Annotated in this window: 24 protein-coding genes and 2 pseudogenes; 12 read left to right on the top strand and 14 right to left on the bottom strand. The window is 67.5% G+C overall.

The window, feature by feature from the left end; genetic code table 11:
• Positions 1-259 precede the first annotated feature (259 nt).
• Both VKG81_RS01160 and VKG81_RS01155 read right to left on the bottom strand, forming a co-directional pair.
• Complete coding sequence (locus VKG81_RS01160) at positions 260-1,402, bottom strand: SPFH domain-containing protein (RefSeq protein WP_324388989.1); 1,143 nt, start codon at positions 1,400-1,402, stop codon at positions 260-262.
• A gap of 37 nt (positions 1,403-1,439) precedes the next feature.
• Positions 1,440-1,664, bottom strand: a complete 225-nt coding sequence (locus VKG81_RS01155) for a hypothetical protein (protein ID WP_324388988.1) — start codon at positions 1,662-1,664, stop codon at positions 1,440-1,442.
• Between the two features lie 298 nt (positions 1,665-1,962).
• On the opposite strand from VKG81_RS01155, the gene VKG81_RS01150 reads away from it, so the two are divergent.
• Positions 1,963-2,523: a hypothetical protein gene (locus VKG81_RS01150; protein WP_324388987.1), complete on the top strand. Its 561-nt coding sequence runs from the start codon at positions 1,963-1,965 to the stop codon at positions 2,521-2,523.
• Between the two features lie 69 nt (positions 2,524-2,592).
• Here VKG81_RS01150 and VKG81_RS01145 read toward each other — a convergent pair whose 3' ends face one another.
• Positions 2,593-3,453: an alpha/beta hydrolase gene (locus VKG81_RS01145; protein WP_324388986.1), complete on the bottom strand. Its 861-nt coding sequence runs from the start codon at positions 3,451-3,453 to the stop codon at positions 2,593-2,595.
• A gap of 472 nt (positions 3,454-3,925) precedes the next feature.
• Between VKG81_RS01145 and VKG81_RS01140 the strand changes: the two genes are divergently transcribed.
• Both VKG81_RS01140 and VKG81_RS01135 read left to right on the top strand, forming a co-directional pair.
• The gene (locus tag VKG81_RS01140; RefSeq protein WP_324388985.1) at positions 3,926-4,396 is read left to right on the top strand and encodes a hypothetical protein; all 471 of its coding nucleotides are present in this window, start codon (positions 3,926-3,928) and stop codon (positions 4,394-4,396) included.
• A 72-nt stretch (positions 4,397-4,468) separates the two neighbouring features.
• Entirely contained in the window at positions 4,469-6,283 is a 1,815-nt protein-coding gene (locus VKG81_RS01135; protein WP_324388984.1) for a long-chain fatty acid--CoA ligase, read from the top strand.
• 126 nt (positions 6,284-6,409) lie between these two features.
• On the opposite strand, the gene VKG81_RS01130 is transcribed toward VKG81_RS01135, so the two are convergent.
• Complete coding sequence (locus VKG81_RS01130) at positions 6,410-6,967, bottom strand: hypothetical protein (protein ID WP_324388983.1); 558 nt, start codon at positions 6,965-6,967, stop codon at positions 6,410-6,412.
• A gap of 242 nt (positions 6,968-7,209) precedes the next feature.
• Here VKG81_RS01130 and VKG81_RS01125 point away from each other — a divergent pair, with 242 nt between their 5' ends.
• The 5 genes from VKG81_RS01125 (at position 7,210) to VKG81_RS01105 (ending at position 11,663) form a co-directional block, all read left to right on the top strand.
• The gene (locus VKG81_RS01125; RefSeq protein WP_324388982.1) at positions 7,210-7,827 is read left to right on the top strand and encodes an MBL fold metallo-hydrolase; all 618 of its coding nucleotides are present in this window, start codon (positions 7,210-7,212) and stop codon (positions 7,825-7,827) included.
• A gap of 336 nt (positions 7,828-8,163) precedes the next feature.
• Positions 8,164-8,595, top strand: coding sequence for an HSP20 family small heat-shock protein (locus VKG81_RS01120; protein ID WP_324388991.1), 432 nt, complete (start codon positions 8,164-8,166; stop codon positions 8,593-8,595).
• 64 nt (positions 8,596-8,659) lie between these two features.
• Complete coding sequence (locus tag VKG81_RS01115; RefSeq protein WP_324388981.1) at positions 8,660-8,944, top strand: DUF1876 domain-containing protein; 285 nt, start codon at positions 8,660-8,662, stop codon at positions 8,942-8,944.
• 27 nt (positions 8,945-8,971) lie between these two features.
• Positions 8,972-11,014 carry an erythromycin esterase family protein gene (locus VKG81_RS01110; RefSeq protein ID WP_324388980.1) on the top strand — a complete coding sequence of 681 codons (2,043 nt, stop codon included), beginning with the start codon at positions 8,972-8,974 and terminating at the stop codon, positions 11,012-11,014.
• Between the two features lie 16 nt (positions 11,015-11,030).
• Positions 11,031-11,663: a response regulator transcription factor gene (locus VKG81_RS01105; RefSeq protein WP_324388979.1), complete on the top strand. Its 633-nt coding sequence runs from the start codon at positions 11,031-11,033 to the stop codon at positions 11,661-11,663.
• Here the strand turns inward: VKG81_RS01105 and VKG81_RS01100 are convergent.
• From VKG81_RS01100 to VKG81_RS01060, 9 genes are all read right to left on the bottom strand, one after another.
• On the bottom strand, positions 11,648-11,980 hold the full coding sequence (locus tag VKG81_RS01100) for a hypothetical protein (protein ID WP_324388978.1): 333 nt from the start codon (positions 11,978-11,980) through the stop codon (positions 11,648-11,650). The genes VKG81_RS01105 and VKG81_RS01100 overlap by 16 nt on opposite strands.
• On the bottom strand, positions 11,977-12,702 hold the full coding sequence (locus VKG81_RS01095) for an SRPBCC family protein (RefSeq protein ID WP_324388977.1): 726 nt from the start codon (positions 12,700-12,702) through the stop codon (positions 11,977-11,979). Before VKG81_RS01095 ends, VKG81_RS01100 begins: the two co-directional genes overlap by 4 nt.
• Positions 12,703-12,795: 93 nt before the next feature.
• The gene (locus VKG81_RS01090; RefSeq protein WP_324388976.1) at positions 12,796-13,947 is read right to left on the bottom strand and encodes a patatin-like phospholipase family protein; all 1,152 of its coding nucleotides are present in this window, start codon (positions 13,945-13,947) and stop codon (positions 12,796-12,798) included.
• 78 nt (positions 13,948-14,025) lie between these two features.
• A complete protein-coding gene (locus tag VKG81_RS01085; RefSeq protein WP_324388975.1) occupies positions 14,026-15,018 on the bottom strand; it encodes an Acg family FMN-binding oxidoreductase in 993 nt (330 codons plus the stop codon).
• Between the two features lie 61 nt (positions 15,019-15,079).
• Positions 15,080-15,982, bottom strand: a complete 903-nt coding sequence (locus VKG81_RS01080; RefSeq protein ID WP_324388974.1) for a universal stress protein — start codon at positions 15,980-15,982, stop codon at positions 15,080-15,082.
• Between the two features lie 58 nt (positions 15,983-16,040).
• Positions 16,041-17,528 (bottom strand): AAA family ATPase, encoded by a 1,488-nt coding sequence (locus VKG81_RS01075; protein ID WP_324388973.1) that lies wholly within the window; start codon positions 17,526-17,528, stop codon positions 16,041-16,043.
• 6 nt (positions 17,529-17,534) lie between these two features.
• Entirely contained in the window at positions 17,535-18,686 is a 1,152-nt protein-coding gene (locus VKG81_RS01070) for a hypothetical protein (protein ID WP_324388972.1), read from the bottom strand.
• 138 nt (positions 18,687-18,824) lie between these two features.
• A complete protein-coding gene (locus VKG81_RS01065; protein ID WP_324388990.1) occupies positions 18,825-20,471 on the bottom strand; it encodes a GAF domain-containing sensor histidine kinase in 1,647 nt (548 codons plus the stop codon).
• Positions 20,472-20,614: 143 nt separating this feature from the next.
• Positions 20,615-21,409: a universal stress protein gene (locus VKG81_RS01060; protein WP_324388971.1), complete on the bottom strand. Its 795-nt coding sequence runs from the start codon at positions 21,407-21,409 to the stop codon at positions 20,615-20,617.
• 360 nt (positions 21,410-21,769) lie between these two features.
• Here VKG81_RS01060 and phoU point away from each other — a divergent pair, with 360 nt between their 5' ends.
• The 4 genes and pseudogenes from phoU to VKG81_RS01040 all read left to right on the top strand — a co-directional run bounded on the left by phoU (position 21,770) and on the right by VKG81_RS01040 (position 24,808).
• Positions 21,770-22,435 carry a phosphate signaling complex protein PhoU gene (gene phoU / locus VKG81_RS01055; protein ID WP_324388970.1) on the top strand — a complete coding sequence of 222 codons (666 nt, stop codon included), beginning with the start codon at positions 21,770-21,772 and terminating at the stop codon, positions 22,433-22,435.
• 150 nt (positions 22,436-22,585) lie between these two features.
• A complete protein-coding gene (locus VKG81_RS01050; RefSeq protein ID WP_324388969.1) occupies positions 22,586-22,852 on the top strand; it encodes a DUF1918 domain-containing protein in 267 nt (88 codons plus the stop codon).
• A 15-nt stretch (positions 22,853-22,867) separates the two neighbouring features.
• Positions 22,868-23,725, top strand: a pseudogene (locus VKG81_RS01045) (SPFH domain-containing protein).
• Positions 23,726-23,827: 102 nt separating this feature from the next.
• A complete protein-coding gene (locus VKG81_RS01040; RefSeq protein ID WP_324388968.1) occupies positions 23,828-24,808 on the top strand; it encodes an Acg family FMN-binding oxidoreductase in 981 nt (326 codons plus the stop codon).
• Between the two features lie 253 nt (positions 24,809-25,061).
• Here the strand turns inward: VKG81_RS01040 and VKG81_RS01035 are convergent.
• Positions 25,062-25,490: pseudogene (locus VKG81_RS01035) on the bottom strand (hypothetical protein); the annotation flags it as partial.

Genomic DNA, 25,490 nt, shown 5'->3' with positions numbered 1-25,490 from the left:
GCCGATCGTGATGACGACCGCGATGACCGACAGCGCGGCGACGATGACGATCGTGCGCAGCGACACCACCGGCATCGGCAGCCGCAGCAGCCGATACAGGCGGTCGTTGAGCGCCACTAGTGAGCTCGCAGCCCGGGCTGCCCCGACGCAGCCGGGTCGGCGTCGGCACCGATCACCGGCAGGCGCGCCGACCCGGAATCAATGTTCATGGGGAGATCTTGCCTGATCGCCGGCCGCCATCGCGGGAAGCGCAGTTCGCTCACCGCTGCCCGTCGGCGCCCGCGGCGAGCTCCGCCCGGTCATCGTCGGGCGCATAGCGCTCGGTGTGCTGGTCCAGGCCGCCACGCAGTGAGTCGAAGATCGCCAGGCCCTGCCCCACCAGCCCGGTAGCGATCTGACCCAGCCCGTCGGCGCCGTTGAGCACGGTCAGGTTGGCGCCCGACAACCCCTGCGCGGCCTGCTTGACGATTTCGGGCAGCTGGTCGATGAGCATGCGATCCAACGCCACCCGGTTGTGCGAGGCGGCCGCTTCTGCCTGGATCTTCATCCGCTCGGCGTCGGCGACCGCCAGGATACGCACGCGCTCTGCCTCCGCCTCGGCGGGCTTGACCACCTCGCTCACCAGCTCCTGCTGGCGCAGCTCGGCGGCCCGCTCGGCCAGTTCGGTACGCGCGGCCAGGACCTCGCGCTGGGCTTCGGCGTCGGCCAGTGGGCCGGCCTGGGCGGCCTGCGCCTGCGCCTTGTCGACCTCGGCCTTGTACTGGGCCCGCACGATCGCGGTTTGGCGGGCGTATTCGGCCTGGTTGCGCTGCGATTCCTGCTGCGCCTCGGCCGCGGCCTGATCCGCCTGCGCCTGGGCGATCTGCGCCTGCTGTTGGATCGCCGCGTTGTGCGGGGCCGACATCGCCACGATGTATCCCAGCGAGCCGTCGTCGATGGACTGGATCTGTAACGCGTCGACGGTCAGACCGATCTTGCTCATCTCCTCCTTGGAGCCGTCGAGCACCTCGGTGGCCAGCTTCTGGCGTTCCCGGATGATCTGCTCGACGGTCATCGACCCGATGATTGAACGCAGGTGCCCGGCGAAGATCCGCCCGGTCAGCACCGACATCTGCTGCTGATCGGACAGGAACCGTTGCGCGGCGGCGACGATGCTGGCGTTGTCGTTGCCGACCTTGAATGCGATGACCCCGCGAACGTTGAGGGTGATGCCCTGCTGGGTGACGCACTTCTCGGCGACCTCGGCCTCGCACATCGACAGGGTCAAGAACCGCACCTTGCGGAAGAACGGCAAGATGAACGCACCGTGACCGGTGACCACCTTGAACGGCGCATCGGCGCGTGACCTGCCTCCGGAGATCAGCATCGCCTCATCAGGTGCGGGCACTCTGTAGCCAAACATCATGGGCTCCTTCGGTTTTGTCGTTGTACCCGGAATTTCACGGCTGCTCGTGAAGGCCCTTCCACGGCTCGACGAGGACGGTGCGGGGTCCGCGCAGGCCGACCACCAATACCTCGGCGCCCTTCGGCAGCGGCTCCGGCGACCAGGCCAGGTAGGCCTCCCGCGATCCACGCACCGTCAGCAGCACTTCGCCGGCGCCGCCCGCGCCGCGGGTCGCCACGATGAGCGAACCGACGCAGCCGACCACCGAGTCCTCGTCCACCGCGGATTTGCCTTCCTCGTCGGCGACGGGGCGTGTCCTGCCGCCTGCCCGAAAGACTAAGCCGCGGCCCTGGCAACGGCCTCGACTCGGCGGGATCGGGACTCTGAGCGAAAACCACGTGGCTGTTCGGCGCCGCGGCGTGCGGGCCGCCTCCGGTGGGGCTAGCACAACCGCGATCGCATTACTTCCCGCGGTGTACACGGCCAATGAATGCCGATATTGTCGACCGGTCTCATGTCGACTCAGTGTTGATGCCGGGCGCACGGCATTTCCACGCCATCCGCTGAATTGAGGGAACATGGCTGAATTTCCGACGGGCGAAGGTGAAGCGCCGGTTATCGTCAATCTCGCCGACGCGGCGATGCACATGTACTCCTCGGCGATCGAGTCATTACCCCAGCCGGACGACCCCGCGTTTCACGACCGGGCCGAGGTGATTTTGTCGGGGCTCCGCAAACTGCAGACCGCACTGACCGAAGCGGCCCGCAAGAGCCGGACCACGCCATCGGTGATCGTGGCGCTCAGCGAAGTGCGTGGCCGTTACAACGATCTGATGGCCGTTGCCGCTACCGCGCCGGGCGCCACGTTAGGCCAGCAGCTCTACGTCGCACGCAAGCGCGCGAACCTGTCTGCCAAAGAGGCGGCAAACGGCGCGGGACTTCGCAAAGATCTCCTCGACGAGCTGGAGGCCGGTGAAATACCCACCGAGGACGAGGCCAAGAGGATCGGGGAGCTTATCGCCGCACTCGGCAACTCCTCCGATTTCGCCCCGGCTGCCCATCCCGACCAATCGGATGCGGGCGCTGACGGGAGTACCAACGGCTGGGATGAATCGATGGCCGAACACGCCGGTGCCTAGCACTCGGCAGGCGCCGTGCAGGTACCTCGCCGCCGTCCCGGCCGGTCCTTTCGGCCGAGCCGGTGATGGCTACGCCCACGCCTGATCGATGACACCGCGCAAGGCGGCGGAGAATTCGCTCGGCATGTCCATGAATGAGCCGTGATGGCCGGGAAGGGTGATCAACTCACAGTTGAGCCCCTGCGCCAGAATCTGTGCGACCTGCGCGTACCACGCTCGCCTGCTCAGCCCGTATTCGCTTACTGCGACAAACATTTTCACGTCGTCGCGCTTGATTCCGTTGATGTCCGGCAGATAGTTGCTGACCGGCAGGAGTTCGTGTTCGATCAACACCTGTGCGGCCTGCTTGTCGCTCCTGTACGGCACCGCGCTGGCCCTGCGGTGCCGGTTCACCGGTGCGGTTGCCCTGATCATCTTCGCCACGGGCAGCTGGGCACCCAACATGAAGCGCAATGCGGCCAGCGACGGTCCGAACCGGAAGGCGGTCGCATAGACGTTGGCGAAGAATCGCCGCCAACGGCGGGCCATCGGATGCAGGCGCGCCAGCGGCGCTTCGTGCGCGACCACGGCCCGTACCGCCTGAGGCTGGGTCCTGGCCATGTCCAGCGCGATCACGGCGCCGCTGCTGTTGCCGAAAACGACCGCGGACTGCTCACCGACCGCCCGCAGGACCGCCACCGCGTCACGGCTCTGCTGGGTGATCTCGAAGTTCTGCGGCTCATGGCCGGTGCTGCGTGCGTTTCCGCGTCGGTCGAATGTGATCACCCGGTATTCGTCGGCCAGGATTTCGGCGACGAATGAATACTGCCAACCGTCGCCGCCGGCGGGTGGGATCATCAGCAGCGGTTTGCCGTTGCCGCGGACTTCGTAATAGAGGTCATCCCCTTCGGTGGTGACCCAGCCCGCGTGCAGGCCGTCCGTATCGGTCACTTCCCCTGCTTTCCGCCGCGGGCAATTCCGCACTCACGACCAGCCTGCCGCCGAGCCCGGTGATGGTCGCCGCGTTCGGTTGGCCGGGCCTGTCGTCTCACCGCCGCCGCGCCGATCGTAAGAGAGTTCCTGCAGCGGGGCCACCTGGGACCAAAGGCCCTGTCGGTTGCCTCGGTTGGAGGCGCAACGTCTACCGCGGGCATGGCGCCACGCCGGTCGGGACGCCAGCCGCGATTCGACGACAACGAAGAAGGCCGACACCGTGATGACCTGTCCCAACGGGCACCTGAACCCGGGCAGCGAGGAGTTCTGCCGTCAGTGCGGAGCTCAGACGGTGTTTGCAGGGGTGATGTGTTCCCAAGGCCACATCACGACCGGGCGTCAATCGGCGTGCCCGCAGTGCGGGGCGCCGGTCGATGCATCAGGCAGATGGTCGCCAACCCGGCCGTGGTACCGCAGGAAGCCGGTCCTCGTGGTGGTCGGCATTGTTGCGGTGCTGGTCCTTTCGGGCGGAATCATCGCGGTTGTCGCCACGGACGCCGACCGTCAGGCGAGCCGTGCCGCGCACGCACGCACGGAGGCGGTGGTCAAGCAATGGTGGTCAGGGGTCAGCGGATATTTCGACGACCTGCAGACCGCATTGGACGACTCGCGGGGTGCCGCGAATCTCGATGACAAAAAGCTGATGGCGACGTCCTGTCAGGAGATGCATGATGTTGCGGAAGTGAAGCTGAAGGCGCACATGCCCAGCCCCGACCCTGTCCTGACGGCAGAAGTCGGATCGGCCATCGACGACGCCCACGAAGCGGCGCACATGTGCCTGGCATACGTGGACGGCTCGATGGTTTACGACGGCGGCCAGTTCCATTCCTATCTGGACGAATCCGAGAGGCATCTCAAAGCCGCCCGGGACCTCGTCGAGGGCAAACCCACGCAGGCGTGATGGCCATCCCGGCCGCTCGGCGAGCACAATGACCCACAGAGCGGCGCCGCTCTGAGCTGAGAGCGAGGCAACATGTCGAGCAGCAACTCCCCCACCCATACCGTCCCGCCGAGCGTGGCCGCGCTCTTCTTCGATCGGGTCAACGCCTCACCCGGGAAGGAGGCGTTTCGCTATCCGCACGACGGGAAGTGGGTGTCGGCGACCTGGCGGGATACCGCCGGCCGGGTGGAATCGTTGGCGGCTGGCCTGCTGGCGCTGGGTGTACAGCCCGAACAGCGGGTCGGGATCGTGTCGAGCACCAGGTTGGAGTGGATCCTGGCCGATCTGGCGGTCATGTGCGCCGGGGCCGCCACCACGACGGTCTACGCGAATACCAACACCGCCGACACCGCCTACATCATCAGCGACTCCGGGTGCCGGATCGTGTTCGCTGAGAACGACGGCCAGCTTGCCAAGCTGGTCGAGCGCCGGGCCGAGCTGCCGCAGGTGGACAAGGTGGTGGTTTTCGACGGCAACGCCGACGGTGACTGGGTCATGACGCTGCACGACCTGGCCGAGCTGGGTGCGAAGTACCTGCTCGAGCATCCGCAGTGTGTGCAGGACGCCGTCGACGCGATCACCCCCGACCGGTTGGCAACACTGATCTACACGTCGGGAACCACCGGGCGCCCCAAGGGTGTCCGGTTGCGTCATGAGGCGTGGGTGTATCAGGGAGCCACGGTCGCGGCGCTCGGGGTGGTGGGCGCCGATGATCTGCAGCTTCTGTGGTTGCCGCTGGCGCACTCGTTCGGCAAGGTGCTGATCTCGGCCCAGCTGGCGTGTGGGTTCGTCAGCGCGGTCGACGGGCGCGTCGACAAGATCGTGGACAACACCGCGGTGGTGCGCCCGACGTTCATGGCCGCCGCGCCGCGGATCTTCGAAAAGGCGCATGCCCGCATCGTCACCTCACAGCAGGAACGGGGTGGTTTGATGTGGCGGCTGTTCTCCCGGGCCTTCGCCATGGGGCATGAGGTGGACCGTCGGCGCCGCGCCGGCGAGCCGGTCCCATTCCCCCTCACGCTGCAACACAAGGTGTTTGACCGCCTGGTGTTTTCCAAGGTGCGCGATGTCTTCGGCGGGCGTATCCGGTTCTTTGTTTCAGGCTCGGCGCCGTTGAACCGCGACATCGCCGAATGGTTCCACGCCGCCGGCCTGCTGATCCTTGAAGGCTACGGCCTCACCGAAACCGCCGGCGGCGGCTTCATCAACCGGCCGGACCACTACAAACTCGGCACCGTTGGCCTTGCCTTCGACGGCACACGGGCGCGGATCGGTGATGAGGGAGAGGTGCAGATGCGCAGCCCGAACGTGATGGCGGGCTACCACAACCTGCCCGGGGCGACCGAAGACGCATTCACCGGCGACGGGTGGTTGCGAACCGGCGACAAGGGCTCGTTCGATCGGGGCGGATTCCTCACGATCACCGGCCGGATCAAAGAGATGTTCAAGACTTCGGGCGGCAAATACATTGTGCCACCGGCGATTGAGGCGAAATTCATCGCGTTGTGCCCGTATGCCAGTCAGTTCCTGGTGTTCGGCGAAGCCCGAAACTACTGTGTCGCGTTGATCGCGCTTGACCCCGATGTGATTGCCGGCTGGGCCGCGGATCAGGGCATGCGGAACGCCACCTACGCGGAGTTGGCGAAATCGCAGCAAGTGCATGACCTCATCGAGGGATACGTGCGGACGCTCAATGCTGAACTCAACCGGTGGGAGACCATCAAGAAATGGGCGCTGCTGGATCATGATCTTTCGGTCGAACGCGGGGAGCTCACCCCGTCGTTGAAGGTGAAGCGCGCGGTGGTCGCGGATCGCTTCAAACCAGTCATCGACGCGTTGTACGTGTGAGCAACATTGCAGATCAGTCTTGTAAGTGGCGCTTGTGATCCCACCGCTCGAGCGACGCCTGCAAATCGTGCAGTCCCAGCGCGGCCAGCGGTGTGCCCAGCGAACGGCAGGCGAGCAGTAACGGGCTCATGCCGTTCTCCCGTAACCGGTGTCGTTGGTGCGGCCGCCCCCATCGTCGAGCAGGCTTCCGAGTTCGCGGTCCCACTGGAGGGCACGAACGCGGTCCAGGCGCCAACGCGTTGCCGTGACGAGCGCGGTCGTGAGCCCGAACGCCCCCGCCCCCACGGCCACCATAACGCTGGCGGCGTCGAACTGCGCCCGTGACAGCGGTGTGGGCGCCGGCACGCGGTTTCCGTTGTCGTCAACCCAGATCTGCTCGGCGTCCGCGGTTCGCGGCGGCTGACTCCGGAGGACGAAAACCACCCGCCCGGCATCGGGGGCTGGCCGAGTAGCGGTCGCTGCGGCCACCGGATGCCGTGCCCGCGCCTCGTCGGCATACATCTGACGGTGGGCTTCATACACCGTGGTGGCGACGACAGCGGCGACGGGTATCGCGATCAGCGACACCACCATGGCCGTCAGGAGCGCAAGCGCCTCGACCCGATCGGTGCGCCGCACCAGTGGATTCGTGCTGAATACCCGGGCGATCCGCCACTGGCGCGGATCCAGCGCGAAGGTCTCCATGCCAACTCCTCAGGTCACCGGTGCGCCGCTGCGTGCTGAACCGATTCTCGGCGGGCGGGGCCCCGCGCAGGCAGAGCCGATTGGCATCGCGCTTCTTCCCATTGGTCATCCGCGGCACGGCCGGATGTACCCGCCGCGTGGGCGCGGCGGTGCAGAGACTTGTTGCGCTGCCGGCGGGGACCATTGGCCCTACCGGTGATATGGGTGTCGGGCCATCCTTGGCGGCCTGATGATCAACGGCGGTGAAGGGATCCGCAGCGTTGCCTCGGCTTACCCTGCTCGGCGTCGGTGCGATGAACTCGCCGCGCTACCGGCCGGCCGGATTGTTGGTCACCTGGGCCGGGCATCGGGTGATGCTCGACGGTGGCGCTGCGGCTGACCCCGACGCCGCGGTCAATGCGTGGCTGGTGACCGACGAACATGCCGAACTTATGCCACAGATTCGCCGTCGCGCCAAGCAGTTGTCGCTGCGCCCACGGATCGGGTCCTTGAGCGCGGACGGAGTGCGACTGCGACCGCTACCCGTGGAACATACGTCGCATCCGACCGTCGGGTACCTCATCGAGACCGGCCCGCGGCGTGCGGTGTGGGCACCGGAGTTCTGGGTGTTTCCGCAGTGGGCGGCCGGCGCCGATCTGATGTTCGCCGACGCGGCCGGGTGGAAGCGGCCGATCCGGTTCGCCGGTGGTGTGGGTGGGCACGCGTGTGTTGACGACGTCGCGGCGGCCGCCCGCGCCGCCGGTGTCGGTCGGCTGGTGTTCGCCCACATCGGCAGGCCCAGCATCGCGGCCATCGATCGAAATCAACGCCCGCCGTTCGGGGAATGGGGCGTCGAGGGCGCGGCATTTCTGCTGCGGTGAATCGGCGCACACCGGCGTGGGCACGGATCAGGGCCCTTTTGCCGCACGCCGCGGGGACTATCGGCCCTGTGGCGAAGCGCTGGTTGGGCGCATCATGAGCCGACGTTGCCTGCCGGTTGATTGCGGCGAGCAATTCCCGAGCTGGCCCGGTGTGGGCGGCCCCGGACTGCCGCCTGGCTTTTGCGCTCCGGGGCCGCCCCAGGGTTGTGTCCACGTCGGCCGGACCGGCACCGGGCGGCGACGAACGGCCCCGACAATCAGGACTTCGGCCCCTATCCGCCACTTCGGCCAACTGGTCAGCATGGAACCCTCAGGCGTACAACGAGATTAGGAGCGATCATGAGCACCCTTCCTGCGTCGCGGCGGTCACGCGCGGTGTGGCCCGATTTGGCGGAGTGGTTTGCTGGGTTCCCGTCGTGGGCGGAGATGCGGCCAGTGCTCGGCGGCCACGGGATGCGGCTCGAGGACGAGATGACCGAGGGCCGCTACGAGGTCCGGGCCGAAATCCCCGGCATCGACCCCGGCAAGGACGTCGAGATCACGGTGCGTGAAGGCCAGTTGACGATCAAGGCCGAACGCAGCGAGAAGAAAGTATCCAACGGGCGCTCTGAATTCAGCTACGGCTCGTTCGTGCGCACGGTTTCGCTCCCGGCAGGCGCCGACGAAGACCACATCAGCGCAAGCTACGACAAAGGCATCCTGACGGTCTCGGTGCCGGTCGGTGAGCCCGAGCCGTCCGAGAAGCGCATCGAAGTCACGTCGGGGTAGGTGCGCTCAGAACCGGTCCCCGAGCCACGCCCTGGGACCGCTCCCACAACCGAGAGGCCAACTAATGGAGCACCACGCTGCGCAGCAGGCCACCAAGCGATGGACCGTCGAGGTGTCCATCGATGAGCATCCCATGCGCACCCGGGCAAAGGCCCACATGCACTGGCACGGGCAGGAGTTGACAGGCATCGGCATTGCCCGGCTCAACCCGGCGGACCGGAACGTCGCCGAGATCGGCGACGAACTCGCCGTCGCGAGGGCCCTGTCGAATCTGGCGGATCAGCTGTTCGCCGCAACGGCGTCAGACATCCACGCGGTCACCCACGAACCAGTCGTGATCGTCCACTAGCCAACCGAGAACCGAAGGAGCCGAACCATGACTCGAGCGGCGAGCCGGGCGCGCGGTGTGCCCCGGCGGGTTTTTCGCAATCGCCGGGAGGCCGGACGGGTCCTGGCCGGTCTGCTGCAGGCATACCGCGGCCGGGACGACGTCGTGGTGTTGGGCCTGCCGCGGGGCGGGATACCGGTGGCGTGGGAGGTGGCCGCGGCGCTGGGCGTCCGGTTGGACGCGTTCGTGGTGCGCAAGCTCGGTGCTCCCGGCCACGAAGAATTCGCGGTCGGTGCGCTGGCCAGCGGCGGCCGGGTGGTGGTCAACGACGACGTCCTGCGGGCGCTGCGCGTCACCCCGCAGCAGCTGCGTGATGTCGCCGAGCGAGAGGGCCGCGAACTGCTGCGCCGCGAATCGGCATACCGCGACGGCCGGCCGCCGGCCGATGTGACCGGCAAGACCGTCATCCTGGTCGACGACGGGCTGGCGACCGGGTCGAGCATGCTGGCGGCGGTGCAGGCACTGCGCGAGTCGGAGCCGGCGCAGATCGTGATCGCGGTGCCCGCTGCGCCGGAATCGACATTCCGCGAATTCGCCGGGCTCGTCGACGACGTCGTGTGCGTGACGATGCCCACCCCGTTTTTCGCCGTGGGTGAGTCATTCTGGGACTTCAGCCAGGTCAGCGACGAGGAAGTCCGCGAACTGCTTTCCACTCCGACGGTTTCAGTTCACCCGCCGCTGGCCGCGGTCACCGAGACGCCGGCGGACGCGGTGCGTCGGGTCGCGATCGACGCGCCCGACGGTGTGCCGCCGCGCGAGGTGCTCTCCGAGCTGATCGGTGACGCCCGCATCGTGCTGATCGGCGAGAGCTCGCACGGAACCCACGAGTTCTATCAGGCGCGCGCCGAGATCACCAAGTGGCTGATCGAGGAGAAGGGCTTCTGCGCGGTCGCCGCTGAAGCCGACTGGCCCGACGCCTACCGCGTCAACCGATATGTCCGCGGGCTCGGCGCCGACTCCACCGCCGAGGAGGCGCTGCGCGGGTTCGAGCGGTTCCCGGCCTGGATGTGGCGCAACGCCGTGGTCCGCGACTTCGCCCAATGGCTGCGCTGGCACAACGAGCGATGCGGTGTCGACGGACGCCGCCAGGCCGGCTTCTATGGTCTCGACCTCTACAGCCTGCACCGGTCGATGCGGGAGGTGATCGCCTATCTCGACACCGTCGATCCGCTGGCCGCGGCGCGGGCCCGACAGCGCTACGCCTGCTTCGACCACGCGTCGGCCGACGACGGGCAGGCCTACGGATTTGCCGCCGCCTTCGGCGCGGGGCTGTCCTGCGAACGCCAGGCCCTCGACCAGCTGGTGGACATGCAGCGCAGCGCGCTTCGCTACGCGCGTCGCGACGGGCTGCTCGCCGAGGACGAACTGTTCTACGCCGAGCAGAACGCGCTGACCGTGCGCAACGCCGAGGAGTACTACCGTGCGATGTTCGCCGGACGGGTCACCTCCTGGAACCTGCGCGATCAGCACATGGCGCAGACACTGGCCGCGCTGCGCGACCACCTCGATCGCCACCCCGACCCGGAGCCGGCGCGGATCGTGGTGTGGGCGCACAACTCTCATGTCGGCGACGCCCGTGCCACCGAGGTGTCCTCCGACGGCCAGCTGACGTTGGGCCAGCTTGTGCGCGAACACTACGGCGACGACTGCCGGCTGATCGGTTTCAGCACCTACACCGGCACCGTCACCGCCGCCAGTGAATGGGGCGGCGTCGCGGAGCGCAAGGTGGTCAGGCCCGCGCTCAACGGCAGCGTCGAGGAGCTGTTCCACGAGACCGGCAACCCTGGTTTCCTGGTGCCGATGCACGACACGGAAGCCACCGAGGTGCTCGATGTTCCGCGGCTGGGACGGGCGATCGGCGTGATCTACCTGCCCGCAACCGAACGCCAGAGCCACTACTACCACGTGCGGCCCGTCGACCAGTTCGACGCGATCATCCATATCGACCGCACCCGCGCCCTCGAACCCCTCGAGCCGACCAGCGTGTGGATCGCCGGCGAGACACCGGAAACCTACCCCACCGGCCTGTGACAGCGGATGTGTCACGATGACGACGATCATCCTTGTCGAAGGGGACGAGGTGATTGGCCGCGCGCTGACCGGCCTGCTCGATGCCGATCCCGATCTCGATGTACTCGGGCAGGCGCGTTCCGCCGCGGAGGCGATTGCCCTGATTCCCGCTGCGACGCCGGACGTGGCCCTCATCGAGGCTTGGTTGCCTGACGGCGACGGAATTGACCTGTGCCGCCGTCTGCTTTCGGTGGTGCCCGGGCTGCGCTGTGCCATCTTCGCACCTTCGGCTTCCGACGAGGCGATCGCGGACGCGATGCTGGCCGGGGCCAGCGGCTATCTGCTGACTGACATCAAGGGGATGCAGCTGGCCGCGGCCGTCAGAGACGTCGCGGCGGGCCGATGTTTCCTCGACAACCGGGCCACAGCAGAGCTGATTGGCCAGCGGTACGGCCCGTCGGGACAATATGGGCAGGTATCCGGGTTGACTGGGCAAGAGTCCCAGATTTACGAGCTGCTGTGCCGGGGCCTGACGGAAGGGCGGATCGCCGCGCGAATGCAGCTCCCCGACAACACGTTGAAAGATCTTGTCTGTCAGCTGCTGATCAAGCTGCGCATGCGGCGGCCGGACCGGGCGGCACGGCAGCCGGGCCATCACATCCTGGGTTGACGGGGTGTCGCGCCGCGACCATTGTGTGCCGGCGGCTTTCCGCCGCCCGTCGCGGGCAGGTCGATCCGGACGTACAGAACAGCTCCGTCGAAGCGTTTCGTGGTCTGCCAGCCGGTGTCTCGCAGGACCTGCAGCATGAGACGATTGTCGGCCAGGATGTCGGCGACGAAGAAGTACTGTTCACGGTCGGTGAGCTGGCGATGCAGTGCGAGCACCCCGTCGACATCGCTCTTCTTGAGGCGGCGCAGGCTGACCACCGCGCCGTCTGAAAGGGTGACCTCCCGAACGCCGCGATGCGTGCCGGCCGACGTTGTCACGCACCCGAGTCGGCGCCGGGTGTCAGCGACGGGTGGGGACCGCTGTCCGGCGGTGCGCAGATGATGCGACTGTCGTTGGGCCGCTGTGATTCCCGCTCATGCTGCGCCTCTACCCGCCGCTTGATGCCCAGCAGCATCCCCCTGATCACCAGTGCCGTCACCGGGCCGACCGCCTCCAGGCCGAGCGCCTCCCCGGGATGGCGCAACCGGGTGCGGGTGCGCACAAGGAGCCGGCACCGGTCCTGCCAGTGCGGCACGACGTGGAACGACCACACCGCATCCCACGGCACCTCCATCGTGCCGCCGCGCAGCACGATGGCCTTTTCCGCCATGACCTGGTCGACCTGCAGCACCACCCCGTTCCGGAGCCCCATCCACCCGCTGGGCACCAATCGCACGACGTCGCCCGGCGCCAGCCGCTGCCATTCGGGATGAATCCGGTCGGCATTGCGGTAGCGCAGACCGATGACATTCTCCAGTGCCTGATAGCTGTATACGCCGCCGCGGTCCTGGCCGATCTGGACCAGCCATGGCCAGATCGCCGGAGCGGGCGCGTCGATCCACACCGCCGAGGTGGTCTGTACGGTCGGCTCCCCGACCAGCTCGTCGCCGGGCAGGCGCAGCTGGCACTCTTCCTTCGTGGCGCCCCAGTTGCGGTAGAACCGCCTCGCGGCGTAGAGCGCCGCGGTCACCATCGCGGCGCGGGCCAGCCCGTTCACCATGAAGCAATTCTGCGCCGCTAAACGCTCCGGTTTTAGGGTCCGTGGTCCCTAATGAGGGGGTGATGGGTAGCACCGCACGGCCCGCACCGCGGTTCACCGGACAGGCGCACCGCCAGGCCGTGACCGGGCAGTTTGCCTTTTTTGGGCCGCGTTGTGCACCGCGATCGGGGTCGATGCCAGGGCCTGGCGTGCTGCCAGGCGTCCGGCCTGCATGAACGCCGCCCAGTCTCGGGTACTGAAGAATTGGCGGTAGAAGCCGACTCCGCGTACCGCTTCGTATGGAACGGGTTCGATCATCGCGACGTGGGACGCGGCACGCAGCCGTGCCAGGTTTTCGCGTGCCAGTTCGATCTGCTGGCAGGTGCGGACCTGGCTGGCCACGTACAGAATGCTGGCCGGCCGATACTCCCAGCCGGTGGCGTCTTCGCCTTCGAATCCGGGCGGGTAGAAGCCGTTGATCGCCAACGTGAAGTCACACGGCTCCTCGAGGTCGAGAAGTGGACGCACGGGGAAGATGTCGACGATGCCGCCGTCGCACCAGTGAAAGCCTGCGAATTCGACTGGCTGGATGAATAGCGGCAACGCGACGGCCATATGCACCGCGCGTGCCACCGGCAGCTCGGGATGAGTTCGGGGGCCGATGAATTCAATGCGATTCTGCTCGACGTTCCAGATCGGCGCGTAGGCCGGAATGGGCAGCTCGCCCAGGGTCATATCCCCGAGCAGGCGCCGATAGGTCGTTTCGACGGCGTCGCCTCCCAGGATGCCGGCGAAGCCTGTCCCGATAGTGGGAGCCGCGCGCATCAGCCGCCGCCAGTCGACGTCGATGTAGTCCCGGGGACGGAGGCCCAACGCGAACGCCGCCACCGTTTCGGCGCTGATACCGGCGGCGACGGGGAAGCCGAACAGCGCCGAACCGGAGCACAGTGAGATCACCGACGGACGCAGACCCGCTTCCTCGAGAGCACGCGCGGCCCCCACCACCGAAGCCATCGCGCCACTTCCGCCGGTTGCCGCGAGCGCGATTCGCTGACCGCCTTGGATGTGGGTGTCGTACGGTTCCGGCGGGGGGAAGGGTTGGGACTGCCCCGTCGTCGCGCCGCCCGAGGGCAGGTGCAACGCTGCCCGCCCGGCGTCGGCCACGAACGCGGCGTCCCCACGCAATCCCTCCACCCACTCGCGGGTGCGCGTGATCACGTTGAAGTACTGGCGGAGGCGGAAGATGTCGAGCAACTCGTCGAGCATGGTCAGTGACTATGAGCCCCGCGGCGCTCATCGGCCAGAGGCTTGAGTCCCACTTCTGAAGGTCAGGTGGCGCCGACGTCAGTGCTGACGTGTTTGGCCCTGCCACTCGACGAAGTGGTCGATCGGAAAGCGGGGCGTCGGTGGAAGCGGATCGGCGTTGACCGCGGCGTAGCCCACACGGAGCAGCATCTGCGGGAATGCGTCGCCGCCGAAGACGTCGGCCTGCACGGCGCGCCGGGTTCCGGCGATTTCCAACGGTTCGGTGACGGGGCAGGTGGCCAGTCCGTGTGCGGTGGCGGTGAGCAGGACGACGCTGGTGGCCTCGCCGGCGCGAAGCCGCGCCACCGGGCTGTCGTCGTTTGTCCCCAGGGCCAACACGACGGCATTGTCGTCTTTTGCGGCTGTGCCAGGGGGTTGGCCCAGGGCCGGTGCGGCGAACAGGCGCCCCGGTACGGCTGCCGTCGGGTCGGACGGCGGTGTGCTGTGCGCTGGCACGCCGGCCACGGATCCGTAGTGGCCGCTCCAGGTCGTCAATTCGGTCAGATAGTCGTGATTACTCGCATGCTCGAACGCCGCCCGGGCAACCACGCGCTGCAACTCGGGAAGTGATGCCACCTGGCGCATCACCACCCCCGCGCGTGCGGCGCGCGCACCCATGAGCGCGATGTCGCCGGCGGGCACCGGCCAAAAGCTGTAGTGCCGGCGGTCAGTTTGCCGGCGAGGTATCGCCGCGGCCAAGCTCACGTCCAGTGCGGTTGCGGCCTGCGGGGAGAGCTCCAGGTGCGCGAGGTGGTGCGGGTCGGCCGGGTCGGGGAATCGGTTCACCGTCGCGTGCCAGCCCAGCGCGGCCAGCGCCACGACAAGGTGGTGCAACGCGCCGCCACCACTCAGGATCAGATCGCGCCCGTCGGGGTCGGTGTGCGGGAGACGTCTACTCAGATCCGCGTACATGTCCGCACTGTGCTCGTCGACGCGCCAACGCCACGGCTGGGTGTTGTGGACCGAGGGAGCGCGAATCGCCAATCCGAGTGCCGCGCGCAGGGTGTCGCTATCGCAGACCGGGATTGCCATCGCTTCGCAGCCTTTCGCCAACACACCCGACCCGATCAGGTGATCCCGACCAGGCGCTGAATCAGCCGCGCCGGGCCACGACGACAGGCACTTGGGCGCCGTGCACGATGGCGCTGCTCACAGATCCGAGGAGCATTCCGGCGAATCCTCCGCGACCGTGGCTGCCGACCACGACCAGTTGCGCGGACTTGGACTGCTCGAGCAGCTGACGGGCCGGATTGGAGAACTTCACCACACGTCGAACCGTGACGTCGGGATAGCGCTCCTGCCAGCCGGCCAGCCGCTCGGCCAACGCCTCCTCCGCTGTGGCGTTGATGGCTGAGGCGTCCATCTGAGGAAGGTCGGGCCAGTCGGCATCACTCCAGCTGTGCAGTGCGACAAGATCGACGCCGCGCCATGACGCTTCGTCGAAAGCTATCGCGGTGGCCAGTTCCGATGCCGGCGAGCCGTCGATGCCCACCAGTACGGGCGCCTCCTCGAACCCGGCGGGCCGCGGCGCATCGGCGTGGATCACCGCCACGGGGCAGTGCGCGTGATGGACCAGCGCGGTGCTCACCGAGCCGAGCAGGCTGCGTGACAGCGCGCCCTGGCCGCGGCAGCCCACCACGATCATCTGCGCCTCTTTGGTCAGATCCACCAGGGTTGGGACCAGTGCGGACCACAGAATCTCGCTGCCGACCTGAACACGATCGTTGCCCTCCATGGCGGCGTTCGCGGTGGCGACGGCGTCGTTGATCACCCTGCGCGCCTGCTGCTCCTGAAACTGGCCGAAGTCTTCCGGAAGTGGCGCCGTCGACATCCCCCACCCGGAAAACCCGCCTATCGCCGGATAGGCCACGTTGAGAAGGGTCAGCGGCACGTTGCGCATCGCGGCCTCGTGAGCCGCCCACTGCACAGCCAGAGTTGAGTACGCTGAGCCGTCGACGCCGACGAGGATCCCGTTGTGATTGGACGGATCGGACACTTTCCCCTTCTTTCTTTGCTTGGAGTCGACTTTCGCGTCGCCCGCTGCGGCCCTGGGCTCAGACCGCCTGCCGCCACAGCCGCTCGGCTTCTTCGGCACACTCCTGTAGCGGCCGGCCGGTATCGACTCGATGCGCGGTGATCCATTCGTCGTCGTGGCGGCCGAGCGCGTCGGCGATCTGCGGGTCGGCGTCGGACGTTCCGGGCGGTCGGTCGCGGACCCGTGCAGTTGCCACCCCGAACGATGACCGACAGGCCAGTTCGACCATCGCGGCATGAGCCTGCACCGCCAGTTCGTGTGCGCGAAGCCGGCGGCCCGGATAGCGCCACGTCGCGTCGAGGATCACCGACCGCCCGTGGGCGAGGTGTCCGCAGGCGCGTCGCAGCACGGTGTCGTAGACTGCCTGAACCTTGTCCGCGGAGTACAGGCCGCTGTCCAACACACCGGGCTCCCCACCGATGACGTCGGCCTGCTGCAGTTCGCGCCGAACGTCGTCGCTGGAGATGACCACCGCGTCGACCCGGTCGGCCAGCGCATGCGCCAGTGTCGTCTTGCCGGTGCCGGGCGCACCGCCGAGGAGCGTGACGCGAACAGCGCCGGCGCTCAGGTGGTCGGCCGCCAGCGACAGGTGCCGCTGTGCGCCCTTGGCCGCACCGGCACTGCCTTGCGCGTGTCGGACGCAGTCCACCTTCGCCCTCACCAGCGCACGGTAGGCGATGTAGAAGTGTTTCAGCGATGCCGGTGCGTCCTCGCCGCGAAGCCTGCTGTACTGGTCGAGGAAATAGTCGGCCAGGTCTGCGCGGCCGAGAAACTCCAAATCCATTGCCAGGAAGGCGGCATCGTCGATGCCGTCGACGTACCGCAGCCGGTCGTCGAAATCCAGGCAGTCCAACAGCACCGGGCCGTCAGGCTGGCAGAAGATGTCGTCGGCCAGCAGATCGCCGTGCCCGTCGACGATCCGGTTGTCGCTGATTCTGTGGGCAAACAGCCGCGAACGGCCGGTGATGTACTGCGTGGAAAGCCGACTCACGCGATCGACGTCGGCCGCGGTCACGACACTGCCCACGTATGGGTCCATCTCGGCGATGTTGGCACGCCATCGCGCCGTGACAGCGTCGACTCGTCCCTGCTCGTCGACCTCTGGTCCGCGGTGCGCGCCCGCGTGGAATCGAGACAGCGCCGCGGCGACGGCATTGAGCTGATGTTGCAGGGGTTCGCCGTTGACCGCCATGCGTGCCAGTCGATTCGAGTCCGGATATCGGCGCATCACGACGAGTGGTTCGGCGCTTCCGCCCGCAGGATCCGAGATGTGGGCGACCCCCAGGTAGCTGGCGGGCGCCAGCCGGCTGTTCAGCTTCACCTCGCGAGCGCAGGCGATCTCGCGGTGCTGCACCGTGCCGAAGTCGAGGAAATCCGTTACCACCGGCTTCTTGAACTTGTAGGCACGATCGCCGACGAGAACGACTACCGCACTGTGTGTCTCGTGAGCCTCGGCATACGGCGTCCACGCCGTGGCGGTCACTTCGTCGATTACGCGAGCGGCCATCGGCGGCTACCCTCGGTCTCCGATGCCCGACCGCCCGACGGCCGAGGTGCCGCTTGCCGCACTCGATTCCGGATAGCGGAGCAGCGCTCCCACGCCGTCGACAAGATTGATCCGGGTGCCGGTGCAGATGATCGATGCGTCGATCGCCACCGCGGCAAGGGGAAGCGCCTCGTCGGCCCTCGCGACACTGGTCGGCGCCGCCCCTAATTCGGACAGCACGTCAGCATTCGGCGCAAGGTGGCTGACGTTGCCGTCGGTCACCACCGTGAGGTCCTTGAGATCACCGACCAGCAGCGTGTCAACAGCTCCGTCCCGCAACGCGGCACACACCGGTCCGAGTCCCTCCACCGCGAGGCCGGATTCCCGGTTCATCTCGGCGGTGACCCGGTCAGCGTCACCGTCGGCCACCATGTCCTGCCGACGGTCGAACTCCGCCTCGATCGCCGCCCGCGCCCGCTCGTCGGCGATGGTATGACGTGTGCCGACGCGCACCGGGATGGCGCGTTGGGCGATCCGGCCAGGCAGTGCGGCGATCAGCGCGGCGCGGGAACTCACCTCGCCGACGACGAAAACCGCCTCGGCGCCGCTCTTCTGGGCAAGCTTGGTGACGTGGTCGGCGACACCTTTGATGTTCTTGCGGAACATCTCGTCGACGCGCCGCTGCGCCTCGCCGTACTCACGGTTGTCCGCGCGGGCGGCCTTGTGGACCGGGTAGCCGCCGGGATCAACCGTCTCCGTGGTTGCCACGTCGCCGCGGTGGAGGGTGATGTCAGCACCGATGTGGTCGACGGCGACCAGCAGGTAAGTGTGTCTTCCGTTCGAATGTCGAACCAACGGAAGAATGAAGGGCAGTTCGGACACCCGCACGACGGGCGTGGGCTCACTCCAGGGCAGGTGTTCTTGGATCAACACGCCGTCGGATGTGGCGATCACGCAGCGACCGCTCGGGCCGACCGGTGGCCGGGCGCCCAGCACCGCACCCTTTACCACCGCTGTCAGGCCAGGCTGGACGCCGTGTTGGTGGAGTAGATGACTCAGATCGCGCCATCGGACGTCGAGATCTGCTGCAGGATTTGCCATGTCGTAGGAGTCGTCGAAGTAAATCGACGCGAACGGGCCTTGTGCTTCCAGAAGACGCTGGAATCGTTCAACGCGCATCCGTTCCGTCCCAATCTTCCCCACGGCTGTTACGCACCCATGGTTTCCGCGGGCCTGCGGGCTGCAACAGGGGCGAAGGTCATCAAAACCCGATCGGTCGTCCCTAGTTGTGACCGCGCCGCGCCCGGGTGCTGCGCGCTATGAGTCGATGAGCGGGGCGGTCCAGCACACCCGGGTGCCGCCGGTGGGCGGGCTGGCGACGGTGCACGTGCCCGCGACCTCTTCGGCGCGCCGCGCCATGTTGGCCAGACCGCTGCGGCGCTGGTTGTCGGCGGGGACCCCGCGCCCGTTGTCGATGACCTCGATGCGGATGTCGTCGGCCACGTCGAGGTCCACGGTGATCGTTGTGGCACCCGAGTGGCGGACGGCGTTGCTGATCGCCTCGACGATGACCGCCTCGGCATGATCGGCCAGCACCGGGCTGACGGCGGTCATCGGACCCGAGATCCGCAGCGTCGTGGCAACGTCCCTGTTGTCGGTCAGGTTCGCCACCACCTCTTGTACTCGTTGCCGAAAACCGCCCTGCCCGGGGGGTGTTTGGAGGTTGAAGATCGTCGCGCGGATCTCGTCGATGATGCCCTGCAGATCGTCGACGGTTTTGTCGAGCCTCTCCGTGATGGCCGGGGAGTGCACGCGCGCCATCGTGCTCTGAAGGTCCATGCCGGCGGAGAACAGGCGCTGAATGACGTGGTCGTGCAGATCATGGGCGATACGCTCGCGGTCGGCGACGAGGGTGAGCTCGCGTGCATGGTCGCGTGCGGCGGCCAGGGTCAGCGCGACTGCGGCGTGATCGGCGAAGTCGCTCACCAGCCTCAGATAGCCGGGGTCGAAAGCCGGCTGAGCGGTGTTGCGCGCTATCGCGATGACCCCCAGCACTTTGTCGTCGGCGCGCAGCGGCATCACGATCGCCGGGCGTTCGCCGACATCCGTGAACGCCTGGATCGGCCGGCGGAACGACTCGGTGAGCACCGGCCTGCCGGTCCGGAACACCTCTCCGGTCGTGGATTCGGCCACCGGGACGCGCTGGCCGATTACCTCATTGGTGTACAAGCCGCACGCAGCAGACACCACGAGCTCCTTCACTTCGTGCGCCGGGGCGTCGGTGTCGACGGGAACGAGCAGGATGGCCTGCTCAGCGTCGGTCAACTCCCGCGCCCGCTCAACGATCAGCTGCAGCGGCCGCACGTGCGGGTCGGCACCCGACAACAGCGCGGTCGTCATCTCGCGGCTGGCGTCGGTCCAGCGGGCCGAGGTGCGCACGCGCGCGAACAAGTGGGCGTTGTCGATGGCTGCGGCCGCCGCCGACGCCAACGCCAGGGCGGTGATCTCATCGGCCTCGGTGAACGTTCGCCCCGGCCGGTCATCGGTCACGTAAAGGCTGCCGAACACCGCGCCCCGGATGGTGATCGGCACCCCGAGGAAGGCCCGCATCGGCGGGTGGTGCTCGGGGAAGCCGACCGCGGCCGGATGCTGGGTCAGATCGTCCAGACGCTTTGGTTCACTGCTGATCCGCAGCAGCCCGAGCACGCCCTTGCCGACCGGGAGCTGACCCACCCGACGCACCGTTTCCGGGTCCATCCCGGTGTGCACGAACGAGGCCAGGGTGCCATCGGGTGCCCATACCCCCAGCGCCCCGTAGCGTGCCCCGGTCATGCTCATCGCCGCGCTGATGATCCGGTGCAGTGTGGCGTCGAGTTCCAGATCCGAGCCGATTTCGATCGCTACCCGCAGCAGCTGCGCCATCTGATCGCGCGCCGCGACCAGTTCCTCGAGCTGCTCGTGCATCCGGCCGACGAACTCGGGCCGGGCTGGCCCGAATCGGGCCGACTGTCTGCCAACGTCGCCCACGCCTCTGACACTTTTCGCTACGACTCATCCGTCGCCGGCTACTTTACGCCGGCATCAAGGCGTGCCGCCCTTGATCGTATTCAGTGACGCACCACCAGAACGGAGCGCGAGGGGTGATCGAGGATGGGGTGAGCGCGCGGCCCCACGAGGCGACCCAGCAGTTTCGCGTCGACGCTGCCGATGACCACCAAACCGACGGTGTCGGTGCGGGTGTCGAGGTATTCGACGGGACCGCCGGGCGCCTCGCACAGCCGCACGTGCACGTCGGGGTAGCTCTGCCGCCAGCTTTCCATCCGCTGGTCGAGCTCGTCATAGCTCATCGAGCCGAAATCCCACCGCCACACCCCGAGGGCCAGCAGCGGGGCCTCGCGCAGCCGGGCCTCCTCCATCGCCTGGTGCACGACCTCGTCATTGCCCGGAAGGTCATCGACCACGACGATCACTCGGCCGTCGGGCGGCGCCTCGCCGTCACGGATGACCCCCACCGGGCACTGCGCGCCGGTGGCCAGCGCCACGGCGGTCGAGCCCAGCAACCGGCTGGCCACGCGCCCGATGCCCACGGTTCCGACGCAGATCATCGCCGCGCCTTCTGACTCGCCCAGCAGCGTGGCGTCGACGTCGCCGCAGAGAATATCCGTCTCGACCTTGACGGGCTTCCCGCGGGCATGCACCGCGGCGGTTGCCGCCCTCAGCGACTCCTCGGCATATTCGGTTTCCGGGTCGTAGTCGTCATCGCCGGCGCCGATGACATGCACCAGGCGCAGCGGAAGGTCGCGGCTGACCGCCTCATCGAGCGCCCACGCGGCCGCGGTGACAGCGGCCTTTGAGCCGTCGATCCCGACGACGATCGAGCCTGGTGTCCGGTGCTGGGCCATCGGGGGGTTCCTTGTCGGTCAGATTCGCAGATGCTCTGCTGATGACTCACCGTAAGAAGTCTGCCCGTGGCCGGTCAGGAGGCCTATGTCCCCGCCCCCGTGGCCATAGGTCACTCCCGAGCTCCCGTGCGGTGTGCGGTGAACGTCGCTTGGACTGCACATGAATTGGGAATGATGCAGATTCGGCGTGGACCCCTCGATTTTGGGTCGCCCGGCCGGCAGCAGCGGGCCCGATGAAAACCCGGAAATTCCAGGACTTCCTCCCCTATCGTTGGTGCGGTTGCCGTGCTGTCCTGACACCGGGCGATGGTCGGCCGGACGGCCGGCATCGCCCCGAGACACTCAGAGCGGAGATGAGCCATGCGGGCCGCCTACCACGAGCAGTTGTCGGCGCTGACCACCCAGCTCAGCGAGATTTGCGGTCTGGCCGGGCAAGCCATGAAGGCCGCGACGGAGGCCCTGCTGGAGGCCGACCTCGACCAGGCCGAGCACGTGATCGGCGACCATCGCCGCATCGTCGCGCTGAGCGACAACGCGCGCCGGCACGCCTTTGACCTGCTGGCCCTGCAACAGCCCGTGGCCGGCGATCTGCGTGCCATCTTCAGCGCCATCCAGATCGTCGCCGATGTGGATCGTATGGGCGCCCTGGCGGTGCATGTCGCCCGGATCGCCCGGCGACGCCACCCGAATTGCGCAGTGCCGCAAGAGGTTAAAGCCTGCTTCGCCGAGATGGGCACGGTTGCGGTGCAGATGGGCGACAGCGCGCGCGACGTGCTGCTGTCCTCCGATCCCGACAAGGCGGCGCGCCTGCGTGAGCAGGACGACACGATGGACGACCTGCACCGGCGCCTGTTCGCGGTGTTGATGGACCGCGGTTGGGCACACGGCGTGGCCGCGGCTGTGGACGTCGCGTTGCTCGGCCGCTTCTACGAGCGGTTCGCCGACCACGCCGTGGAGGTCGGCAGGCGGGTTGTCTTCCTGGCCACCGGCACGCTGCCGGCCGAGCAGGACGTCGCGACGTACTAGGGGCGCGATCAAGCCGCGGTTTTACGGCTGAGGACTGACCTCGCGCGAATTCACGGTGACTTTCGCCCATTCTCGAGGTGACATGCTTCCCTGCCCCCGCGGGCGTCGCCGCACGATGATCAGGTCAGAACTGTCGGAGAGGAGCGCGCGATGAAGGCCGCGGTGGGCGACTGGCTTGTGCTCAAAGGTACGACCGTTGGGCAGGCGGACCAGCGTGGACTGATCACCGAGGTGCGCTCCGCGGATGGATCGCCGCCATATGTCGTGCGGTGGCTGGGCACCGGCAACGAAGCGACGGTGTTCCCGGGTCCGGATGCCGCCGTGATCACGGCTGCCGAGCAGCAGGCGGCAGACGAGCGGGCTCTTGCCCGCGCCGAGTCGGCTCACGCCGCAATCGGCCATCGCGCCCGTCACTGAGCGGCTGGACGAGTCATGGCTACACATGCCGTCGTTGCGGTCGCGGTTGCTGCCGCCGTCGTCATCGCTTTGCTGCTCGCATCGTCTGTGCGGGTCGTCAAGCAATACGAGCGCGGGGTGCACTTCCGGCTCGGGCGGGTGATCGGTCTGCGCGAACCCGGTCTGCGGCTGATCATCCCGGTCGTCGACCGGCTGTGGCGGGTGTCGATGCGCATCGTGACGATGCCGATCCAGTCGCAGGGCATCATCACCCGTGACAACGTCAGTGTCGGCATCGCCGCGGTGGCCTATTTCCGGGTGGTGGACGCGCGAAAGTCCGTGGTCGCCATCGAAAACGTTGACGCGGCGATCAATCAGATCGCCCAGACCACGTTGCGCAACGTCGTTGGGGCAGCATTCGCTGGACGATGTGCTGGCGGAAACCTCCGTGATCAACGGCAGTATCCGCGAAATCCTCGACACCACCACAGTGGAGTGGGGTGTGGAAGTCACCCTGGTCGAGCTCAAGGACATCCAGTTGCCGGACAGCATGAAACGTGCAATGGCCCGCGAGGCCGAAGCGGAACGCGAGAAGCGGGCCAAAATCATTGCCGGCGAGGGTGAAGCCCGCGCCGCTGCCGCGTTGGGCGACGCGTCCGACACGATGATGAGTCACCCGTTGGCACTGCAGCTGCGCAACCTGCAAACGCTGGCCGAGCTGGGCGTCGAAAAAACACCACGGTGGTCTTTCCCGCCCCGCTGATGAGTGCGATCGGCGAACTCGCCGCCTTCTTGGCCCGCGAGTCCACCGCTGCCGCATCCGCCCGATCCGCCGGCAACGGTCAGGCCTCCGCGCTGGTTGACACATCAGCCGCGCCTTCGAGTGTGCAGTAGCGCCGGCGTGGCTGTCTGCCGGGGCGGAATTCCGCATGGCCACTGCGGGTCTTGCGTCACACGGCCTGGAACATGACACGCCTTCCCGGCAGGATGGTCGATATGTCTCGAGCCATGGTCGATACGACAGTCCTCAAGAACGCGGTGGAGTTGGCATGCCGGGCCCCGTCGCTGCATAACAGCCAGCCGTGGCGATGGGTAGCGGTGGGCACGGTGCTTGACCTGTTCGCCGACCCGTCGCGGATCGGGCATTTCACCGACAGCACCGGCAGGGAAGTGATCATCAGCTGTGGGGCCGTGCTCGACCACCTGCGCGTCGCGATGGCCGCCGCGGGGTGGGAGGCGAGCATCGAAAGGCTGCCGGATCCGGACAATCGCGATCACCTCGCCGCGATCCAGTTCGACCGGAGCGAGTCTGTCGACGAGGCCCAGCGGGTGCTGGCCGAGGCGATCCGGCGGCGCCGCACCGATCGGCTGGCGTTCGCCGCGCCGGAGCCGTGGGAGCCGGTGGAGTCCGTGCTGCGCGCGGCCGCGGCCACCGGCTCGGTTGATCTCGACGTGATCGATGACGATGGGCGCCCTGCGCTGGCCGACGCGTCGCGTCGCACCGAACAGATGAGAGCCCATGATTCGTCGTATCAGGCCGAATTGCTTTGGTGGACTGGCTATTCGGAGCCCGAAGAGGGCATCCCGCCGAGCGCGCTGGCGTCGGACGCCGAGGCCACGCGCGTCGATGTGGCGCGCAGCTTCCCCAGGAGCGGAGATGAGGACCGGCGCGCGGACGTCGATCGGGACCATTCCAGGATTGTTGTCCTGTCGACCTATGACGACAGCCGCGACAACGCGTTGCGGGCCGGGGAGGTGTTGTCGACGCTGCTGCTGGAGTGCACGGCCGCCGGGCTGGCCACCTGCACCTTGACCCACATGATGGAGGTGAACGCCAGCCGCGAATTGGTCCGTCGACTCGTCGGACGCGTCGCCGAACCCCAGGTGCTGATCCGGGTGGGGCGCGCACCGGAGAGCGCCGCGCCGCCGCCACGCACGCCGCGGCGGCCACTCGCCGACGTGCTCCAGATCCGCTGAGCCCCGGCGTGACCCGACGATGATCTCAGTGCCGCGGGCGACGATGACAGGCGGACGGGCGCCGCTGTCCTTCTTGATGACGGGGGCGTCAGCGCTCCGAGCCCGACTACCAGGCTAGAAACCTCGAGCGCCGAGCGGCAGAGGCTTAGTTCCCCAGCCGGGACGCCACAGTGCTTGCCTGCTCCGATGCGTCCGGCGCAACCGCCGAACGTCGGAATCCCTGATGCCCGGGTCGATCCCTCACATGCGCGGGTCAGTGCGGTTGGCTGTCGTAGAGCCGCGGCAGGAAGTTCTCGAAGTTACCCATCTCCTGGATTCCATGCCGGATCCAGGCTTCGCCCATCGCCTGGGGCCATACCCGTTCGGCCAGCAGCAGACCCACGGTGGTTGATTCGCCGGGTACGTCCATCACGTGCCCTAGGCGCATCCCGCCCGGTACCGCCTCCAAGTCGTGGCCGAGATGCCCGATGGCGATACCGTGCTCGAACCAGGTGGTGGTGATCCCCTGCTCCCCGATCTGGTCGATGCGCACCGCCGGGTTGGTGTAGAAGCTGGGTTCGCGGCCGAAGTACTCCTCGAGTTCGGCGACCGCGCCCTGCGCGGCCTCAGCGGGTCGATTCACCAACAAGCGCGCGCCGACGTGGTCATAGGGGTGCCAGACCCGGTACCTGGGTACGGCGCG

The organism is Mycobacterium sp. (genome assembly GCF_035314905.1).
GTDB lineage: Bacteria > Actinomycetota > Actinomycetes > Mycobacteriales > Mycobacteriaceae > Mycobacterium.
The sequence above is the reverse complement of the archived record's forward strand: the minus strand, read 5'-3'. Positions and strand labels throughout refer to the sequence as shown.

What these genes read in the sequence shown, in the direction of transcription:
- VKG81_RS01160 (WP_324388989.1), bottom strand. Translation starts at nt 1,402, where the DNA reads ATGTTTGGCTACAGAGTGCCCGCACCTGATGAGGCGATGCTGATCTCC.
- VKG81_RS01150 (WP_324388987.1), top strand. Translation starts at nt 1,963, where the DNA reads ATGGCTGAATTTCCGACGGGCGAAGGTGAAGCGCCGGTTATCGTCAAT.
- VKG81_RS01135 (WP_324388984.1), top strand. Translation starts at nt 4,469, where the DNA reads ATGTCGAGCAGCAACTCCCCCACCCATACCGTCCCGCCGAGCGTGGCC.
- VKG81_RS01130 (WP_324388983.1), bottom strand. Translation starts at nt 6,967, where the DNA reads ATGGAGACCTTCGCGCTGGATCCGCGCCAGTGGCGGATCGCCCGGGTA.
- VKG81_RS01115 (WP_324388981.1), top strand. Translation starts at nt 8,660, where the DNA reads ATGGAGCACCACGCTGCGCAGCAGGCCACCAAGCGATGGACCGTCGAG.
- VKG81_RS01110 (WP_324388980.1), top strand. Translation starts at nt 8,972, where the DNA reads ATGACTCGAGCGGCGAGCCGGGCGCGCGGTGTGCCCCGGCGGGTTTTT.
- VKG81_RS01105 (WP_324388979.1), top strand. Translation starts at nt 11,031, where the DNA reads ATGACGACGATCATCCTTGTCGAAGGGGACGAGGTGATTGGCCGCGCG.
- VKG81_RS01095 (WP_324388977.1), bottom strand. Translation starts at nt 12,702, where the DNA reads ATGGTGAACGGGCTGGCCCGCGCCGCGATGGTGACCGCGGCGCTCTAC.
- VKG81_RS01090 (WP_324388976.1), bottom strand. Translation starts at nt 13,947, where the DNA reads ATGCTCGACGAGTTGCTCGACATCTTCCGCCTCCGCCAGTACTTCAAC.
- VKG81_RS01085 (WP_324388975.1), bottom strand. Translation starts at nt 15,018, where the DNA reads ATGGCAATCCCGGTCTGCGATAGCGACACCCTGCGCGCGGCACTCGGA.
- VKG81_RS01075 (WP_324388973.1), bottom strand. Translation starts at nt 17,528, where the DNA reads ATGGCCGCTCGCGTAATCGACGAAGTGACCGCCACGGCGTGGACGCCG.
- VKG81_RS01070 (WP_324388972.1), bottom strand. Translation starts at nt 18,686, where the DNA reads ATGCGCGTTGAACGATTCCAGCGTCTTCTGGAAGCACAAGGCCCGTTC.
- VKG81_RS01065 (WP_324388990.1), bottom strand. Translation starts at nt 20,471, where the DNA reads ATGCACGAGCAGCTCGAGGAACTGGTCGCGGCGCGCGATCAGATGGCG.
- VKG81_RS01060 (WP_324388971.1), bottom strand. Translation starts at nt 21,409, where the DNA reads ATGGCCCAGCACCGGACACCAGGCTCGATCGTCGTCGGGATCGACGGC.
- phoU (WP_324388970.1), top strand. Translation starts at nt 21,770, where the DNA reads ATGCGGGCCGCCTACCACGAGCAGTTGTCGGCGCTGACCACCCAGCTC.
- VKG81_RS01050 (WP_324388969.1), top strand. Translation starts at nt 22,586, where the DNA reads ATGAAGGCCGCGGTGGGCGACTGGCTTGTGCTCAAAGGTACGACCGTT.
- VKG81_RS01040 (WP_324388968.1), top strand. Translation starts at nt 23,828, where the DNA reads ATGTCTCGAGCCATGGTCGATACGACAGTCCTCAAGAACGCGGTGGAG.